Annotated in this window: 13 protein-coding genes; 6 read left to right on the top strand and 7 right to left on the bottom strand. The window is 55.2% G+C overall.

All coding sequences use genetic code 11. From position 1 onward, the window contains the following. Nucleotides 1-50: 50 nt before the first annotated feature. Together ACZ5EH_RS05800 and ACZ5EH_RS05795 are read right to left on the bottom strand one after the other, a co-directional pair. On the bottom strand, nucleotides 51-848 hold the full coding sequence (locus ACZ5EH_RS05800) for a sulfite exporter TauE/SafE family protein (protein ID WP_464277184.1): 798 nt from the start codon (nucleotides 846-848) through the stop codon (nucleotides 51-53). Between the two features lie 14 nt (nucleotides 849-862). Continuing rightward, a complete protein-coding gene (locus ACZ5EH_RS05795) occupies nucleotides 863-1618 on the bottom strand; it encodes a FadR/GntR family transcriptional regulator (RefSeq protein WP_464277183.1) in 756 nt (251 codons plus the stop codon). A 464-nt stretch (nucleotides 1619-2082) separates the two neighbouring features. On the opposite strand from ACZ5EH_RS05795, the gene ACZ5EH_RS05790 reads away from it, so the two are divergent. Together ACZ5EH_RS05790 and ACZ5EH_RS05785 are read left to right on the top strand one after the other, a co-directional pair. Continuing rightward, on the top strand, nucleotides 2083-2382 hold the full coding sequence (locus ACZ5EH_RS05790) for an HU family DNA-binding protein (protein WP_464277182.1): 300 nt from the start codon (nucleotides 2083-2085) through the stop codon (nucleotides 2380-2382). 47 nt (nucleotides 2383-2429) lie between these two features. Next, nucleotides 2430-2699, top strand: coding sequence for an HU family DNA-binding protein (locus ACZ5EH_RS05785; RefSeq protein ID WP_464277181.1), 270 nt, complete (start codon nucleotides 2430-2432; stop codon nucleotides 2697-2699). Between the two features lie 87 nt (nucleotides 2700-2786). On the opposite strand, the gene ACZ5EH_RS05780 is transcribed toward ACZ5EH_RS05785, so the two are convergent. Together ACZ5EH_RS05780 and ACZ5EH_RS05775 are read right to left on the bottom strand one after the other, a co-directional pair. Beyond that, nucleotides 2787-3398: a DNA polymerase ligase N-terminal domain-containing protein gene (locus ACZ5EH_RS05780; RefSeq protein ID WP_464277180.1), complete on the bottom strand. Its 612-nt coding sequence runs from the start codon at nucleotides 3396-3398 to the stop codon at nucleotides 2787-2789. Then, nucleotides 3395-6319, bottom strand: a complete 2925-nt coding sequence (locus ACZ5EH_RS05775; RefSeq protein WP_464277179.1) for a UPF0182 family protein — start codon at nucleotides 6317-6319, stop codon at nucleotides 3395-3397. The genes ACZ5EH_RS05780 and ACZ5EH_RS05775 overlap by 4 nt, the downstream gene beginning before the upstream one ends. A gap of 194 nt (nucleotides 6320-6513) precedes the next feature. On the opposite strand from ACZ5EH_RS05775, the gene ligD (ACZ5EH_RS05770) reads away from it, so the two are divergent. The 4 genes from ligD (ACZ5EH_RS05770) (at nucleotide 6514) to ACZ5EH_RS05755 (ending at nucleotide 12209) form a co-directional block, all read left to right on the top strand. Next, nucleotides 6514-7491 (top strand): non-homologous end-joining DNA ligase, encoded by a 978-nt coding sequence (gene ligD, locus ACZ5EH_RS05770; protein ID WP_464277178.1) that lies wholly within the window; start codon nucleotides 6514-6516, stop codon nucleotides 7489-7491. 16 nt (nucleotides 7492-7507) lie between these two features. Beyond that, nucleotides 7508-8452, top strand: a complete 945-nt coding sequence (gene ligD / locus ACZ5EH_RS05765) for a non-homologous end-joining DNA ligase (protein WP_464277177.1) — start codon at nucleotides 7508-7510, stop codon at nucleotides 8450-8452. A 185-nt stretch (nucleotides 8453-8637) separates the two neighbouring features. After that, nucleotides 8638-10935, top strand: coding sequence for a hypothetical protein (locus ACZ5EH_RS05760; protein WP_464277176.1), 2298 nt, complete (start codon nucleotides 8638-8640; stop codon nucleotides 10933-10935). Next, nucleotides 10932-12209, top strand: a complete 1278-nt coding sequence (locus ACZ5EH_RS05755; RefSeq protein WP_464277175.1) for a glycosyltransferase — start codon at nucleotides 10932-10934, stop codon at nucleotides 12207-12209. The genes ACZ5EH_RS05760 and ACZ5EH_RS05755 overlap by 4 nt, the downstream gene beginning before the upstream one ends. Nucleotides 12210-12237: 28 nt before the next feature. On the opposite strand, the gene ACZ5EH_RS05750 is transcribed toward ACZ5EH_RS05755, so the two are convergent. Genes ACZ5EH_RS05750 through ACZ5EH_RS05740 form a run of 3 tightly spaced genes read right to left on the bottom strand, consistent with a single transcriptional unit; the run spans nucleotide 12238 to nucleotide 15629 of the window. Then, nucleotides 12238-12912: a S1 family peptidase gene (locus ACZ5EH_RS05750; RefSeq protein ID WP_464277174.1), complete on the bottom strand. Its 675-nt coding sequence runs from the start codon at nucleotides 12910-12912 to the stop codon at nucleotides 12238-12240. A 23-nt stretch (nucleotides 12913-12935) separates the two neighbouring features. Beyond that, nucleotides 12936-13880 carry a glycine betaine ABC transporter substrate-binding protein gene (locus tag ACZ5EH_RS05745; protein ID WP_464277173.1) on the bottom strand — a complete coding sequence of 315 codons (945 nt, stop codon included), beginning with the start codon at nucleotides 13878-13880 and terminating at the stop codon, nucleotides 12936-12938. A 39-nt stretch (nucleotides 13881-13919) separates the two neighbouring features. Beyond that, nucleotides 13920-15629, bottom strand: coding sequence for a BCCT family transporter (locus ACZ5EH_RS05740; RefSeq protein ID WP_464277172.1), 1710 nt, complete (start codon nucleotides 15627-15629; stop codon nucleotides 13920-13922). Nucleotides 15630-15691 lie beyond the last annotated feature (62 nt).

Here is a 15691-nt window from a genome sequence, read left to right as displayed (position 1 = left end):
ACGAGGGAGGAATTGCTTGCAAACAGCTCCCCCCTCGTCATGTCATCTTATCAGAACAATCCAATGAGCATTTTGGTGGCCACTATGAGCAGCAGCACGGCAAAGAAGCGTTTGAGCTTTGCGGTGGGCAGGCTGTGGGCCAGCTTTGCGCCAATGGGGGCGGTGAGCACGCTCAAACAGACAATGCCGATGAGCGCAGGCAGGTAGACATAGCCCAAGGCCATGGAGGGCAGGTCAGGATCGCTCCAACCGTTGACCATGTACCCGACAGCGCCGGCAATGGCGATTGGGAAGCCAATGGCCGAGGCCGTACCGATAGCCTTATGCAGGGGCATGTTGTGCCAGACCAGGAATGGAACGGAGACAGTGCCCCCGCCGATACCGACAAGGCTGGATATGATGCCGATGACGTTGCCCGCAGAGAACATGCCGACAGCGCCCGGCAGCTCGCGCGAGGGTTTGGGTTTTTTGTTCAAAAACATCTGGAAGCAGACGTAATACAGGAAGACCACGAAAATGCCTTTGAGCAGTGAGGTGTTCATAAGCGAGGCAAAGTAGGAACCCAGGTAAGTGCCGGTGAGGATGCCGAAGACGATGCGTTTGAGCACGGTCCAGTCCACGGCGCCCCGCTTGTGGTGCGAAAGGCTGCTGGATATGGCGGTGAAAATGATGGTCGCAAGCGACGTGCCCAGTGCCAGGTGCATGATCACGTCGGGAGAGATACCCTGGAATTGGAAGCAGAAAACAAGCATCGGCACGATGATCAAACCGCCGCCGATGCCGAACAGGCCTGCCAACAGCCCGCCAACGATACCGGCCAGGGCATAGATTAGAAAAGTGGTAGCCACGGGAAAATACTCCTTTACAGTTTATGGTGGGGCGCTTTGCCCTTGCCTTTGCTATTCTTTGTTGTCTCGGCCTCCAAGGCCAGCCGCTCAGCTTCATGGATGTGGTCTTCCATTGCCTGGTGACAACGCTCGGGGTCCTTCTCTTCAATGGCCTGAATGATGGAAAAATGCCCATCTGGTGAGTAGGCGCGCCTGGCTGATGATTGGGCTTCGCGTTCACGGCTTTCTGTAAAAACGTTTTCCAGAGCGCTGAAGACTTCCAAAAGCACTTCATTGCGAGAAACACGCGCCAGTTCCAGGTGAAAGGCTGTATCCAACTCGTTACCGGAGTGCTGCTCCCCCTGCGCTCCACTGCCTGCAAGGGCGCGTTGCTGGTCATAGACAATGGCCTTCAGCCGCTCCACATCCCTGGGGGTTGCGTTTGCAGCGGCAAGGGCCGCCATGCCTGGCTCTATTATCCGCCGGAAAGCAAAGATATCCTTGAGTCGACGATGCTTGCGGGAAAGCTGCTGTTCAAGCTTGTGTTGCAGTTTAGTCGTATCCTGAAGCGTTAACGCATCTGCACCAACCAGCAGGTAGGTGCCAGACCCGCGCCGACTCTCAAGCGCTCCCGCTTCAATGAGAATACGCAGGGATTCGCGAACGCTGTTGCGCGAAACACCGAATCTCTCCGCCAACACGCGTTCAGGGGGTAGCCTGTCTCCAGGAGCAAGCCCTTGGCTGACAACCAGCTCACGAATACCCGATACGATGCTTTCAAGCCGCGACATAAAATTACCTCACCTGCGTCAAGGATATTGGTTGGACCAATATGCCTGAATAAGGTGGCTGTCAATAAAGGAAATTAAGATTTTACGTCTTAATTGAAATTTTGGTTGGACCAAAAAGGTGTGGTTTTCAAAATCTGGAGAATACCTTCAGTATACTATACGAGCCACCCGCGAAACAATACTGACTTTTGAAAGTAATAAAGCAAAGAATGAGCATTTTAAGTTGGTAATATTGTCGAGTAAGGTGGATGTAGCTTACTGTGTTATTGTGACAATCGTGAAGTAAAGTATGTTATACATATAAATAACATAACTTAATCAACCGGCATAATGAAGTAGCTACATATTTTTATGGCCGAATAACGGGTATATGTCGGGCATATGAATTGAATAAGTCTTCACATGCTACACAACAATACAAATAATGGTAAAAGAAAGTAGAAATACAAAAAGGAGGTTTCAAAATGAGAAAGGCAGTTGTCAGAAAAGAAATGGCCGACGATACGCGGAAATTTGTGAATGAGGTGCAGCAGAAAACTGGACTGAGTGAATCGGACGCAGAAATGGCAGTGGATGTGCTTATCTCCACCATACCAAAAGCACTGAAAAACGCTGACTCCATGGAGCTGGCCGGGCTTGGTGCTTTTTCCGTGAAGTACAAGAAAGGGCAAGAAAGCCCAGGCTCCGAGCACTACAGGATAGTAAAGTTCAATCCTGATGGTCGACTGAAGGATTTGGCCAGCAGTTGCAGAACAAATGTCTGAGCCGGGTGAACACTACAAACCAGCATAAAATACAAGGAGAATGGACCATGCCTGATAATACAACCATGAAGAATGCCCTACTGGACAGCATGCCCGGCGTGATTGGTGACGACGCCAAAGCCGAAACGGTGGTTGACGCTTTTTACGAAGTCATCAAAAATTCTATTGAAGGGTGCGAAAACCTTACTCTGCATGGCGTAGGTGAATTCGTGCTTGATGGAAGCGGTCAGGAGAAGGAGCTGATATTCACGCCAGACAGGATCCTTCTGGACGCTGTAAACGAAGGGACAGTCGGCGTCGGAGCTGAACGTAAATGATGTCTGTGTGTGAAACCGGAGTGTGCGGGGTGGATTTGTTACCGCCCCGCACATTCATTGCATATGTCAGTTGATCTTATCCTTTCTTTACGAACTTGCAGCTTCTTCGGCGATTTCGTCCATGCTCATCCCGCTTACAACGGAATCCGGTTGCGTACTTACGGGATTGCGGCGGGCGTCGGCAGCGTCGTCGTCCATTTTGACCAGCAGCCAGCGGGCATCTTTTTGGTCTTTTTTCCCGGTACGGATCAGCGCGTACCCCCCAGAGATCTTCTCCCCTTCAAGCCAGACCAGAACGTGGCCATCTTTGAGGGATTCCTGCATGCTCTTGCCCTTTTCCTCCTCGGCCAGGTTTCGGTAGCTCCCCTTGTCCCAAACCATGACCGTACCGCCTCCGTATTCCCCCTCTGGAATGGTGCCTTCGAAATCCGCATAGGCAAGGGGGTGGTCTTCAGTGGGGATCGCAAGCCTTTTTTCCCGCGGATCTGTTGAAGGGCCCTTGGGCACGGCCCAGGATCGCAGTACGCCGTCCACTTCCAGACGGAAGTCGTAATGCAGGGTAGAGGCGTCGTGCTTTTGGATGACAAAAACAGGACGGTCTCCATTTTTCCCGGATGACGCGCCCTCTTTGTCGCTGGGCTCACTGGTTTTACTGAAGTCGCGTTTCTTTTTGTATTCTTCCAGGGTTTCAGGGCTCACTCTTGTGTCTCCTGTCCGTTTTGGGTCTTGGTTGCGTTGTCTTCGTCAGGAGCGGCGAGTTCCTGCAGCCGTGACAGGCTCTCAGAAAGGGTTTGCAAGGCTTGCTGCGCCTCGGCAAAGGATTTTTCACCAAAGCTCTTCATGGCCGTGTCAAAGGCATCGGCGGCCTGTTTGATAAGGGCGTTCATGGACAAGGTGCCTGCCTCGCCTGGCGTCATGGCAGGTAGCCGGGCTGGCGCTTCGCCCAGGAGCCCTTTAAGAGCTTCCTCAAAGGTAGCTGCGTAGCTGAGCGTGTCTTCGTGCATCATGACGACCATACGCAGCTCAGGGTAGGCCGCGGTTTCGGCCTGCAGGTAAATGGGCTCCACATAGACCAGGGTCTCTTCCACGGGTATAGCCAGCACATTGCCGCGTATGACGTTTGAACCCCGCTGATCCCAGAGGGTCAATTGACCGGAAAGGTAACTGTTCTGGTCTATTTTGGTTTCCACCTGCTGCGGCCCCAGCACCCGTTTCTCTTTGGGGAACTTATAGGCCAGCAACCGGCCATAGTTCTCGGCGTCGCACATGCCTGCCATCCAGCCGATGAGCACCTGCCGATTCTTGGGCGTGAACGGCAGAATCAGCACGTACTCCATCTGGTCGCTTTCGGGGGGCTCCCACATTACATAGTAGGGGGATACCGGGATGATGTTGTTGTAATACTTTTCCGTTGCGCGCACCCAGAGGTCTTCCTGATTGTAGAAAACCGACGGGTCGGTCATGTGATACTTGGAGTACACAAGCCCCTGGAGTTCCAGCATGTCCGCCGGATAGCGGATGTGGCTCTCAAGGGCGGCATCCATTTCGGAGCGGGGACGCAGCATATTTGGAAACGCACGCTGCCAGGCGCGCACGATGGGGTCTTCCTTGTCAAAGACATACATATCCACATCGCCATTGTAGGCGTCCACAACGACTTTGACGGAGTTGCGCACGTAGTTGACGTTGTCATCGCCAACAGTTCTCAGGATGCGCCCTCCTCTGGTTGCGGATTTCATGGACATGACGCGCCGAGAAAGGCCGCTTTGCCGGAAGCTCTCGCTGTACGGGTAATAGCCGCTGCTGGTATAGGCATCGATGATCCAGTAGAGCTTGCCGTCAGCTATGACCACATAGGGGTCGGCATCAAAATCCAGAAACGGTGCAACCCGTTGGACACGCTCCCTGATCTGGCGGCGGAACTGAATGCGCGTACCTTCGCGGGGGTAGTCCGACATGAACAGGCTGGTGCCCCCGTATTTCCAGCCAAAAAGGAATTTGCGCCAAAAGCTGGCCATGGGCACGCCGCCTGTGCCGTCGTAATGAACGTAAACATTATCTTCGCCGCTGGGGTAATTGAGCTCGGATTCCTTGGAATTGACCACAGCAAAGGAGCCCGTCAGCTCACCATAGTAAATGGAAGGTTGGTCGATCTTTAATGAGTCATACGCAGACTGCGGGGGCAGGTCCTTGACCAGCAGGTCCGGCAGCCCCTGCTCGGTGAACTTGCTGACTTCCGTCAGGACGGCGCCGTACCCGTGTGTGTATTTGAAGCGTTCGTTCACAAAGGTGGCGCTTTGGGCTGGCAGATTGTCCACATTCATTTCTCGGGCAGAAATCATCACCTGACGATAAAGCCCGTCAATGTGATAGCGGTCCACGTCCACATCCTCAAACTGGTAATAGAGGCGTATCTCCTGGAATTGTTTGAAGACGGCCTCCAGGGCGCGCCAGTCCCATAGTCTGATATTATCGAAAAGCTTCTGGTTGTTGGCAACCAACTGGTGGTTGAACGCGCCGGTCTGGGGAAATCTGCGCTCCTCGACCTTGTCCAGGTTGAAGGCCTGGCGCGTCATTGCGATGCTGTTGGCTATGTACGGCTTTTCGTAGGTAATTTCGTTTGGCTTTACCAACAGCCACTGCGTAAGGGTTGGCAGGGCGCCGAAAAGCACAAACCAGGCCAGAGCCAGAATGGCTGCAAGCATTCCCACTGTTGAGCGCAAAGGGCGCAAGGGCATGGTGCGTTTTGCCAGGTTGCCCATTTTTGTGCGTAACGAGGGAGTACCGCATACCAAAGCGGCAAAAAGCAACAACACCGCAAGAATGATGCGGCCGGGTAAAAAGACGTGCATATCCGTCCACCCTGGCCCCTGGACCACGCCGAAGGAGGAGAACAGCAGCCGTGGCATCTCAAGCAGTTGCAAAAAGGCAAGTGAAAGCAGAGCAAAGACCAGCAAAGGCGCGTACAGGCCAAAGGGGCGGCTGGTGATGAGCTGCAGCACTTCCAAAGGGCTGTCGGCCTGCGCGAAATCTCGCCCCAGTCCTTCTGTGTCAGAACCCGAAAAGCCCATCACCCCGGCCAGAAACGTCACGCCAAAGCCGGTGAGCACAATAATCAGCAGCAGGTCCTGCAAAAGCTCCAGCACTGGCAGGGTAAACAGATAAAAGCCGACATCAAGCCCAAGGGCTGGGTCTTTGACGCCAGCAGAAGGGGCGTACACCAGGCGCAAGACGTCCTGCCAGCTACCGGAAAGCATCAGACCGCAGATGAGCCCGGCAAAGATGCTCGCACCCAATCTTGCGTATCGTGTGGGCTTTCCAAGACCTCTGGATCCGGCAGTGAGCGGATGGAGCAGGAAATAGAGCGTGCTGCCGAAAATAACAGCCCCCCCGCCAAACAGGGCAAGACGTGTCAGCAGTTCGGTCCAATATCTGGAGCGCAGGCCGAGTCCCTGAAACCACAGGTCCTCGATGCGTATCTCCATGAAAAGGACCATGCCCAGCACAAGCAGGGCTACGCCACCCCCCAGAAGTATGCGCCCTTTTGATTTACGTTGCAGCCCCTGTGCGATGAACATGATTGCTATGGCAAGGGCAACGAGGATGATGAGCATGTACATAAGGCACGTCCTGAAATTTGAAACGTTTGAACTAACAAGGCAATCAAGCAGCAGTTTACACCCTAGCGCAGGGCAAATGAAGTGCAACAGGTGTTTTTCGGGGAGCCATGGGGGAAAAGGTCTCATGGTCGTTGCAGAGAATGGGCGGCAGGGTATGCTTTCAATAAACAGCGTAGCTATGGAGGACTCATGGAATGGCTGTTCCCGTAAAGCGATATGACGTCATGCTGGCCACGTTGGAGCATGAAGAATTTTCCGCCCCAGGTTGGATATTCGAAAGGAAATTGGACGGAGAACGCTGCTTGGCAGTGAAGCTGGGCAGCGACGTGGCCCTGTATTCGCGTAACGGCAAGTTACTGAACGCAACGTATCCCGAACTAGTGGACGCCTTTACAGAGCAAAAGACGGAATCCTTTGTTGCTGATGGCGAGATTGTTGCTTTTAAGGGGAGTGTCACCAGTTTTTCCAGATTACAGGGGCGTATGCAAATCAATGATCCAGAAGCGGCGCGGGAGTCCGGAATCGCGGTTAAATTCTATGTCTTCGACATCCTGGAGCATGAAGGAAAGGATATAACAAGTCTTCCTTTGGAAAAGCGTAAAGCCAGGCTGAGAAAATCGCTGCATTTCACTGACCCCATTCGCTATACGCAACATAGAAATGAAGACGGGGGCGTATTTTATCAAGAAGCCTGCCGTAAAGGATGGGAAGGAGTGATCGCCAAGGATCGCAAGGCGGCTTATGCTTCCAGTCGCTCCCGTTCGTGGCTGAAGCTGAAGTGTTCGGCGCGGCAGGAACTTGTCATCGGCGGGTTTACCGAGCCGCATGGCAAGCGGGATGGCTTTGGAGCGCTTTTGGTAGGATATTATGAACATCCGGGCGGCGATACACTGCGCTATGCAGGCAGAGTAGGAACTGGATTCGATGAAGCTACCCTTAGTTCATTACATGAGAAAATGCGTGGCATGATTCAGGACGCCCCTCCTTTTGTCTGGCAAGAAGATGAAGCCGTCTCTGAAAAAGAAGTGACCTGGATAGCACCGGAAATGGTATGTGAGGTTGCTTTCACAGAGTGGACCGCGCCCAAGGGGCAGGCGGCCAAACTGCGCCACCCTCGTTATCTTGGCTTGCGTCGGGACAAGAATCCGGAAGATGTTGTCCGGGAAGGATGACCGCAAAGGAACCGCAATGGCAAAGCGACAGTTTGGGCCGTATACGGTGACATACGAGCATGGCGACAAGATCTATTACCCTGCCCAGGGCAAACGCTCGGGCATAACCAAGGAAGAGGTGGTGGCGTATTACGCCGACATATCCCCCGTCATGCTGCGCCATATTGCAAAACGCCCCTTGACCGTACAGCGTTTTCCGGACGGAATAGCAGGGGGTGGTTTCTACATGCAGGAAGCCCAGGATTATTTTCCGCCATGGTTGGGCCGTGTGGCGGCAGAAAAGGCTGATGGTACTTCCATCGAGCACCCCATGGCGCAGCGGGCCGCGGATCTTGCCTATCTGGCCAGCAAAGGCGCCCTTGTCTTTCACATCTGGCTCGCCCAGCAAGGCGTCTTGAACCAGCCCGATTGCCTGGTCTTCGATCTGGACCCCCCTGGCGATAAAAACAAAGAACCGGACAAGAACTTCGCTATGGTGCGCGCTGCTGCTCTGGACGTACGGGAATTGCTCGACGAACTGGGATTGGCGTGCTTCGTCAAAACGACTGGTTCCAGAGGATTGCATGTGGTGGCGCCTCTGAAACCGCAAAAGGATTTCGACGCGGTGCGTGAATTCTGCCGGGAGGCGGCTTTGGTGCTCGTAAGGCGAAAGCCCGACAGCTATACCCTGGAGCAGCGCAAGGACAAGCGCAAGGGGCGGCTTTATCTGGATGTGATGCGCAATGCCTATGGCCAGCACATGGCAGCGCCCTATACGTTGCGCGCCAAGCCTGGCGCCCCTGTTTCCGCCCCCGTCTCCTGGAGGGAGGTGGAAAACGGCGCACTCGGGCCGCAGGATGTAGGGGTGCGCTCTGTGCGTGATCGGCTGGAAAGAAGGGGCGACCCCTGGCGTACCATTTGGCGGCACCGCCGTAGCCTGAACGCCTGCTTCAAGCGGTTGGACGCCCTGCTGGAAAGATAGCTCCGGGGGATTTCAACATGCAGCATCTTGTCTTCTGCGATGTACTGCAGTTTTATTTGCCTACCTTCAGAATACCCGTTTAGTTCACTTGGATGTCACCTGCTGCAGGACTTTTTGTGCTGTAAGGGCAGTAATCGAGAGAATGTTTCGTTCTCCTAAGGCAAAACGAAAAGGAGTCTCGTTCCATGCTTTGGCGATTATTGCCCATGAAATGGATTTTTCGCATGGCCGCGAAACGCTACGGTATCATTGACCCCCTTGAAGTTTTGGGGCGCATTCGCAGTTTTTCGAAGCCATCGGAAGTCAAGGAGCCCATTGAACTGCTGCGCGCGGGCATCCTTTTCCAGGCGCGGGGGCTCGTGAATACAAGGGCCATTCAGTTCAACCTGGACTGGGTGTGGCCCTACTGGGTGCACCGGCAATTCGACCCTGCCGATATGTCCTTCATACCCAGGGCCTATTCCTTTACCCATGTCAACCTTACACACCGCAACTGGACCGCAGTGGGGCTGCCTGACCTGCCGCTGTATCCGCTGGTTGCGCCGCGGGGGCTGGTGACGCCGCTGTATGACGGGTGGTCAATCGACTTCTGGATTCTGGGGGATGATGGGGCGCGTCTTTTACCTGCTACCCTTACGGCTCCTGAAAGCGATGTCTCCCAAAAGTATGCCTGGGAAACGGCAGGCGATGCGGACACCTTGCGGCTTGTAACCAGAACCTCGGCCAAGGAAATGCGGTTGCAAACCGAAGCCGCCATGGCAATGGAAGAGGGCGAGCCTGTTTTGCAGTGCGCCGCCACTGCGTATGCGCCGCAAGGCGGCTGGTTGGCAATTTCTGTGCGCCCCTATAATCCTGAAGGGGTGCAATTCATAGAAACCATTGAATGGGACAAGGATGCCGCAACATGGTGCGTCAATGGCGAGGACAGGATACGTCTCGATACGGCGCCCCATGATGTCTTGTTTTCGAATTTCGAGGCCGGCGACGTGCTGCACAAGCTGCTGTCTGCTGACAGGGAGGATGCTGCAGGTGATGCGGTCCGGTGTCGCGTGGGCATGGCCACTTCGGCGGCGCGGTACCGGCTGGAACCAGGGGAAGAGCGCACCGTATCGCTGCGTGTCCCCCTGGGGCGGGAACTCAAGCGCCAGTACCCAGAAGCGCGGGTGCAAAGCACTGGATGGCGGGAGGCCTTGTCGGGCGTTTGCAGGCTCGATGTGCCCGATCCTCGTTTGCGGCAACTGTTTTCAAGCGCCGTAACCACGCTGGTGCAGCTTTCCGCATACGAAATAGTACCCGGCCCGTTCAATTACCGGCGTTTCTGGTTCCGGGACGCCGTTCTTATGAGCAACGCACTTATTCTGATGGGATTAGGGCGCAGGGTGCGTCCGCATCTCGATAACTTTGTCAATCTGCAAAAAAGTAATGGTTATTTCCGCTCTCAGGAAGGTGAGTGGGATTCCAACGGGCAGGTGCTCTGGCTGTATGAACGCTACTGCGCCATGACAGGTGAACAGCCCGACGCTGCATGGCTGCGCGCCCTGCGTAAAGGAGCGCGTTGGATACAGGAAAAGCGCGTAACAAACGCCCAGGGTGAACGGCACAACGGACTCTTTCCGGCTGGTTTCAGTGCGGAACACTTGGGCCCCAATGATTATTACTACTGGGATGATTACTGGGGCATCGCCGGGTTGCAGGCTCTGACGCGGCTGGAACGCAGATGGGGGGATAAGAGCCAGGCGGAAGCATGGGAGGCTGAAGCAAGCGACTTCACCAGGGCCGTGGATTCCAGCATAGCGGCGATACCCCGGGCCATGGCAGGAGGGGCAATTCCCGCCTCCCCCTACCGGCGTATGGATGCGGGGGCTATCGGCTCCATGGTTGCGGATTACCCCCTTGCCCTTGTTGCTGCGGATGATCCGCGCATCCATGGCACCCTGGAGTTTCTGCTCGAGCATTGCTTTTTCAAGGGCGGCTTTTTCCAGGATATGGTCCATTCCGGGGTCAATTGCTACCTTACCTGCGCCATTGCCCAAACCCTGCTCCGCAAGGGGGATCTCCGCTTTGGCGGGATTATCGACGCCCTGGCTTCCATGGCCTCCCCCACAGGCCATTGGCCAGAAGCCGTGCACCCTTTTTCAGGGGGGGGATGCATGGGCGACGGGCAGCACGGCTGGGCTGCAGCAGAGTGGGCGCTTTTGATGCGCAATCTCTTTGTGCGGGAAGAAGGGGATATGCTGGTTTTAGGCGGGGGCATCCTGCCCCGCTGGCTCGAAAAGGGGGCGGTCTCCCTTGGCCCCACACAAACATCATGGGGGCCTGTTTCTGTGTTTTGTGAGCGAAAAGACGGCGCTGCATATCTTACGCTGGAAGCCGCATGGCGCGAAGGGAAACCGCAGCTTGTGATTGCGGTTCCAGGCTACGCTCGTGTGCGTGTGGCGACAGGCGACGCGACCAGAGAGTGGAAACTGGAGCCAATAGTATGAAGCAAAAAGAACAGCAGGTGGAAATGGTCCAGGCCCCTGAGCTACGCCTGTGTGATGTGGTGCAGGCTTATGCTCCCCAGAGTGGCGGCGTGAAGCGTTACCTGCATGACAAAATGCGATTTTACGCACAATTCAAGAACATTCAGCATCTTTTGATTGTTCCAGGGGCAAAGGACGAGGAGCAAGCCCTGTTCAAAAGCAGGGTTGTTTCGGTTGCATCGCCCCGGATTCCCTTTTCAAAGGGGTATCGTCTGCCGGTGCGCATGGATAAGATCAGAGACATCATTTGGGAGTACGGGCCGGACGTGGTGGAGGTGGATTCGCCCTTGCTTCATGCCTGGGCGGCTGCGGACGCTGCAGACGAACAAGGGGTTGCGAGTGTGGCGTTCTATCACTCCGATTTTCCGCGGGCTCTGGGAAGCAAGCTGGACGGGATGAGCAAACTGGAGCGTCTGCGCCCTTTTGACAGGGTGCTTTCACCGTTGTTTCAGGCCTATTTGCGCAGTCTTTTCGGAAAAATGCATGCAGTAATCACGGCTACAAACGATTTCAGAGAACTTTTGCAGTCGTTTGGCGTGAAAAACGTTGTGGAATCGCCACTGGGCACGGATACGCAAGTGTTCCGCCCCATAAATGGTGCAAGAGAGCAGGTTTTCCAGGAACTGGGCTTAGCCGAAGACACCATGCTGCTTCTTTATGTGGGGCGTTTCGCCGGTATGAAAAATCTGCCGCAGCTTCTGGAGATGATGGAGCTGGTGCAGCATGAGACGCGTAAACTGCATCTGCTTTGCATAGGCGAAGGCGAATTGGCGGAGCTGGTGGATGAAGCCGCCGGGGCGCGGGGAGATGTTACCCGTAAGGGATATGTGGCGGAAAAGAGCGCGTTGGCGCGCTATTATTCCGCGGCCGATCTGTTTGTCCATGCCGGCACCCTGGAGACTTTCGGTCTTGTAGCGGTAGAGGCCCAGGCCTGTGGCACACGCGTGCTCGGGGTGCAAGGAGGCGGCATGGACCTTACTCTTCAAGGGGAAGATCCGTTGATAATGGCGGCAAGCGAAGAGCCGGAGGATCTGGCTGAAGCCCTGCGCGCCATTATGGAGCTGAACGAAGGAGAGGACGCGGCCAAAGCCAGAAGGGAGCGCATGCGCAGCCGTTTTTCACAGGAAACCAGCTTATGCAGATTGCTTGCGCTTTATGATCACTTGCGTAAAGGCAACCCTGCCGCCCAATTCAGCGGCAGGGATGTCTGTGCGAATCTTTTGCAGGATGCGTGAATCGGCGCTTTCTTGGCGTTTCCTACAATCAGATGATCTCCAGCCCTTGTTGCTCCATAAGGGGCAGGGCGTATTCAATGGACACAGCGTAGGAAAAGCTGGTGTGCATGCCGGAGTCGTTGGTGGCGGGGGATGCCTCCAAAGGATCGAAACGGCCGGAGACGATGCCTATGACACGGTGGTCGTCCATGCTAACCAGCGGTCCGCCGCGGCTGCCGTCATGCACGCGGGAATCAAAAAGAAAGATGTTGGTGTCATTGGTGGAGCGGATTTTCGAGCAGATGATGGCCTGTTGCAACAACTGGTTGTAAACGCATTGGAAGCCGAATCCAAAGCCGAGGCAGGCAACGCCATGCCCCACGACAATCTGGTCCGGAGCCCCAACGACATGGTCGGGCATGGTGGCTTCAATGGGTTCGTCAAAGGCCAGCAGGGCCACGTCGCGCTCCTTGTCCATGGCTGCCACGTGGACGGGAATGGCCTGGAGCGTATCGCTGCTCAAAGGCGTGAAGTCGTCTTCGTCCGGCGGTATGGGCACCACCATCAGGCGTTCATGCCGGGAAAGCACATGCGCGGCGGTCAGCAAATAGCCGCTGGAATGAATGAGAAACGTCGTGCCGAGAAAGATAAGGGCATTTTGTTCATCAATTGTGAACAGCTTCATGCACCCGTAGCGGTAACGTATGTAGACTTCTTGAAGCATGTATATCTCCGGTTGATTTCTGTTCAGGGCAGCCAGGAAGCCACACGCTCCTGGTGAGAGCGTATCCAGCGTTGCGCCTTTTCATAAGGGAACATGCCCTTGTCGTCCTGAATCCAGAGCATGAGCTGCCCCATTTCTTCTGGCGTCCAGTGGAAGTTGTCCAAAAGGGCGTAGACGTCAGGCCTGTCCTGCTGCAGCCCTTTGCGAACCATGGTGCTGATGTGGCCTCCATTGCCAAAGACATTTTTCGGGTCGTCCAAAAATTCCAGCTCCCAACGGGAGAAAATCCAGTGGGGTTTCCAGCCGGTGACGACTATCCAGCGCTGTTGGCGGATGGCGTGGCTCAATTCTGCAACCATGGATATCTCGCTCCCCGTAATGAGCCGGAAGTCGTCCTGCAAGCCATAAACGTCCATTGCCTTGCGCGTCTTGAGCATGACGCCTGCGCCAGGGTCGATGCCGATGATACGGTGTTTGTACTTGGCCGCGTCCGCAGCAAGCTGGGGTATGCTTTCTGTCGTCAGATAGGGGCGATTGCGCAACCCGGTGCCTGCGGATAAACGCCCTGCCGTGACTTTTGGCACCACAAGGCCGATCTTGGTGCCTTCCAGGTTGGGCCCCAAGTCAACAAGTTTGTCACCGTATGTCTTGTAGTAGCCTTCGTGAGTAGAGGGCAGCCAGGCGGAAAGCATGGCGTCCACCTCGCCCGTGGCGACCATGCGCCACATTTCTTCTGCGTCGACCAGCACCAGTTCGCAGGGCTGCTTGAGCTTTTCTTCAAGGACCACCTTGATCAGATTGCAACTGGCAATGGCGGATGACCACTCCACATAGGCGATTTTCACAGGCTCCTGCGCCTGTGTCCTGGCGGCAGGCGCAAGGCAAAAAGCGCATAGCAGAAGCGCAATGACAAGAGCCACAATACGCCTGGATTGGTGCGGATCATGATTGTTAGGCTTGGAGAACATGGGTGCTCCTCCTTGGTGATTGCTTGCAGTGGGCTGGCATTACCAAAGTTTGCGCCTGCCGAAAGTCTTGTTCAGGTCAGGTTTTCTTTTCACACGAAACGTGGATGTTTTGGTGGTAGTGCCCAGAGAGAATTCCTGCGGGCTGGTGTACTGTCTGAGCCCCTTGTACAGGGAGTAGCACATGCCCAGCAGGATGGCGGCAAAGGGTAACCCCGTTGTGATTGTTGCCGTTTGCAGTGCGGCCAGCCCCCCTCCTATCAACAATGCCGCAGCCACTGCGCCTTCGAGCAGAGCCCAGAAAAGCCGGGACAATACGGGCGGATTGGGATTGCCGCCAGAGGTTATTATGTCGATAACCATGGAGCCGGAGTCTGAAGATGTGACAAAAAAGGTGATGACCACGATTACCCCAAGAAGGCAGGTAACGGTGCTCAATGGGAAGTTTTCCAGCAATACGAAGAGCGAAACAGGGATGTTCTCCTGTACTGCGGTGGCTATGCCGCCGCCGCCAAACATCTCGATGTTCAGGGCAGTGTTGCCGAAAATCGTGATCCAGAGGAAGGTTATCAGGGTGGGGACCAGAAGAACGCCCAGGATGAACTCCCTGATGGTCCGGCCAAAAGAGACCCGGGCTATGAACATGCCCACAAAAGGGGACCAGGCTATCCACCAGGCCCAATAAAAAATTGTCCAGCCATGCTGCCATTGCGTGTGTTCGTAGGTCTCGTTCCAGGTGGAAAGCTGCGGCAGGAACTGGATGTAGTAGCCGATGTTTTCTAGGGTGGCGTTGAGGATGAAAAGGGTTGGCCCCAAAAGGAGTACGAACAGGGCCAGCAGGCCGGCCAGGGTGATGTTGATTTCACTCAACCGGCGGATGCCTTTGTCCAGACCTTTGACCACGCTCCAGGTAGCCACGGCCGTGATGCCGCCGATGAGCAGAACCTGTATGGTGGTGGACTGCCCTATACCCCAAAGATGATCGAGCCCTGCGTTGACCTGCTGGACGCCAAGGCCAAGAGAGGTTGCCACACCAAAGAGCGTGGCCACTGTGGCCATGATGTCGATGATGTTGCCCTTCCAGCCGTATATGCCCTCTCCGAATACAGGGTAAAACGCCGTGCGGATGGAAAGGGGCAGTCCCTTGTTAAAGGAAAAGAATCCTAGGGATAGGGCCACGATGGTGTAGACCGCCCACGGGTGCAGCCCCCAGTGCAGAAAGGTAATGTCCATGGCCTTGCGCGCTGCTTCCGTGGTGCCGGGTTCTGTGAGCGGGTTTGCCACGTAGTGGAACATGGGTTCGGCCACCCCGTAAAACAGCAGGCCAATGCCCATGCCTGCCGAAAACAGCATGGCAAACCACCCCATGGTGGAAAACTCTGGAGCAGCGTCCGGCCCTCCCAGGCGTATGTCGCCAAATCGACTGACAATCAGCAACAGAACAAACAATAGCACGATGTTCATGGTCGCGATGAAAAACCACCCTGCATAGGTGGACATGGCGCTTTGCAGCGTCTGAAAAACATTGCCCAGGTAATGCTGAAAAAGGATGGTGGCGATCACGAAAAAAATGATCAGCCCTGCAGAACAGAAAAATACCCAGGGGTGTACATCAAGGTGAAAAAACCCTTCCTCATTTCCTTCCTGGGGGGCATTGCCGTTCTGCTCAGGAGAAGACCCTCCGGAGTTTTCTGCTGCGGGGTCTTGCAACGAAATACTGGTATTATTGTCTTTTTTGTCGTGATTGCTCACAGCGGCTCCTCGGCTAGTCTTTCCCTGCCAGGGTATGGGCATGGGGGGCCTGGGCAGGTGGG

The organism is Desulfovibrio biadhensis, from assembly GCF_055388615.1.
The sequence above is the reverse complement of the archived record's forward strand: the minus strand, read 5'-3'. Positions and strand labels throughout refer to the sequence as shown.

What these genes read in the sequence shown, in the direction of transcription:
- ACZ5EH_RS05785 (WP_464277181.1), top strand. Translation starts at nt 2,430, where the DNA reads ATGCCTGATAATACAACCATGAAGAATGCCCTACTGGACAGCATGCCC.
- ACZ5EH_RS05750 (WP_464277174.1), bottom strand. Translation starts at nt 12,912, where the DNA reads ATGCTTCAAGAAGTCTACATACGTTACCGCTACGGGTGCATGAAGCTG.
- ACZ5EH_RS05745 (WP_464277173.1), bottom strand. Translation starts at nt 13,880, where the DNA reads ATGTTCTCCAAGCCTAACAATCATGATCCGCACCAATCCAGGCGTATT.
- ACZ5EH_RS05775 (WP_464277179.1), bottom strand. Translation starts at nt 6,319, where the DNA reads ATGTACATGCTCATCATCCTCGTTGCCCTTGCCATAGCAATCATGTTC.
- ligD (WP_464277178.1), top strand. Translation starts at nt 6,514, where the DNA reads ATGGCTGTTCCCGTAAAGCGATATGACGTCATGCTGGCCACGTTGGAG.
- ACZ5EH_RS05790 (WP_464277182.1), top strand. Translation starts at nt 2,083, where the DNA reads ATGAGAAAGGCAGTTGTCAGAAAAGAAATGGCCGACGATACGCGGAAA.
- ligD (WP_464277177.1), top strand. Translation starts at nt 7,508, where the DNA reads ATGGCAAAGCGACAGTTTGGGCCGTATACGGTGACATACGAGCATGGC.
- ACZ5EH_RS05795 (WP_464277183.1), bottom strand. Translation starts at nt 1,618, where the DNA reads ATGTCGCGGCTTGAAAGCATCGTATCGGGTATTCGTGAGCTGGTTGTC.
- ACZ5EH_RS05760 (WP_464277176.1), top strand. Translation starts at nt 8,638, where the DNA reads ATGCTTTGGCGATTATTGCCCATGAAATGGATTTTTCGCATGGCCGCG.
- ACZ5EH_RS05755 (WP_464277175.1), top strand. Translation starts at nt 10,932, where the DNA reads ATGAAGCAAAAAGAACAGCAGGTGGAAATGGTCCAGGCCCCTGAGCTA.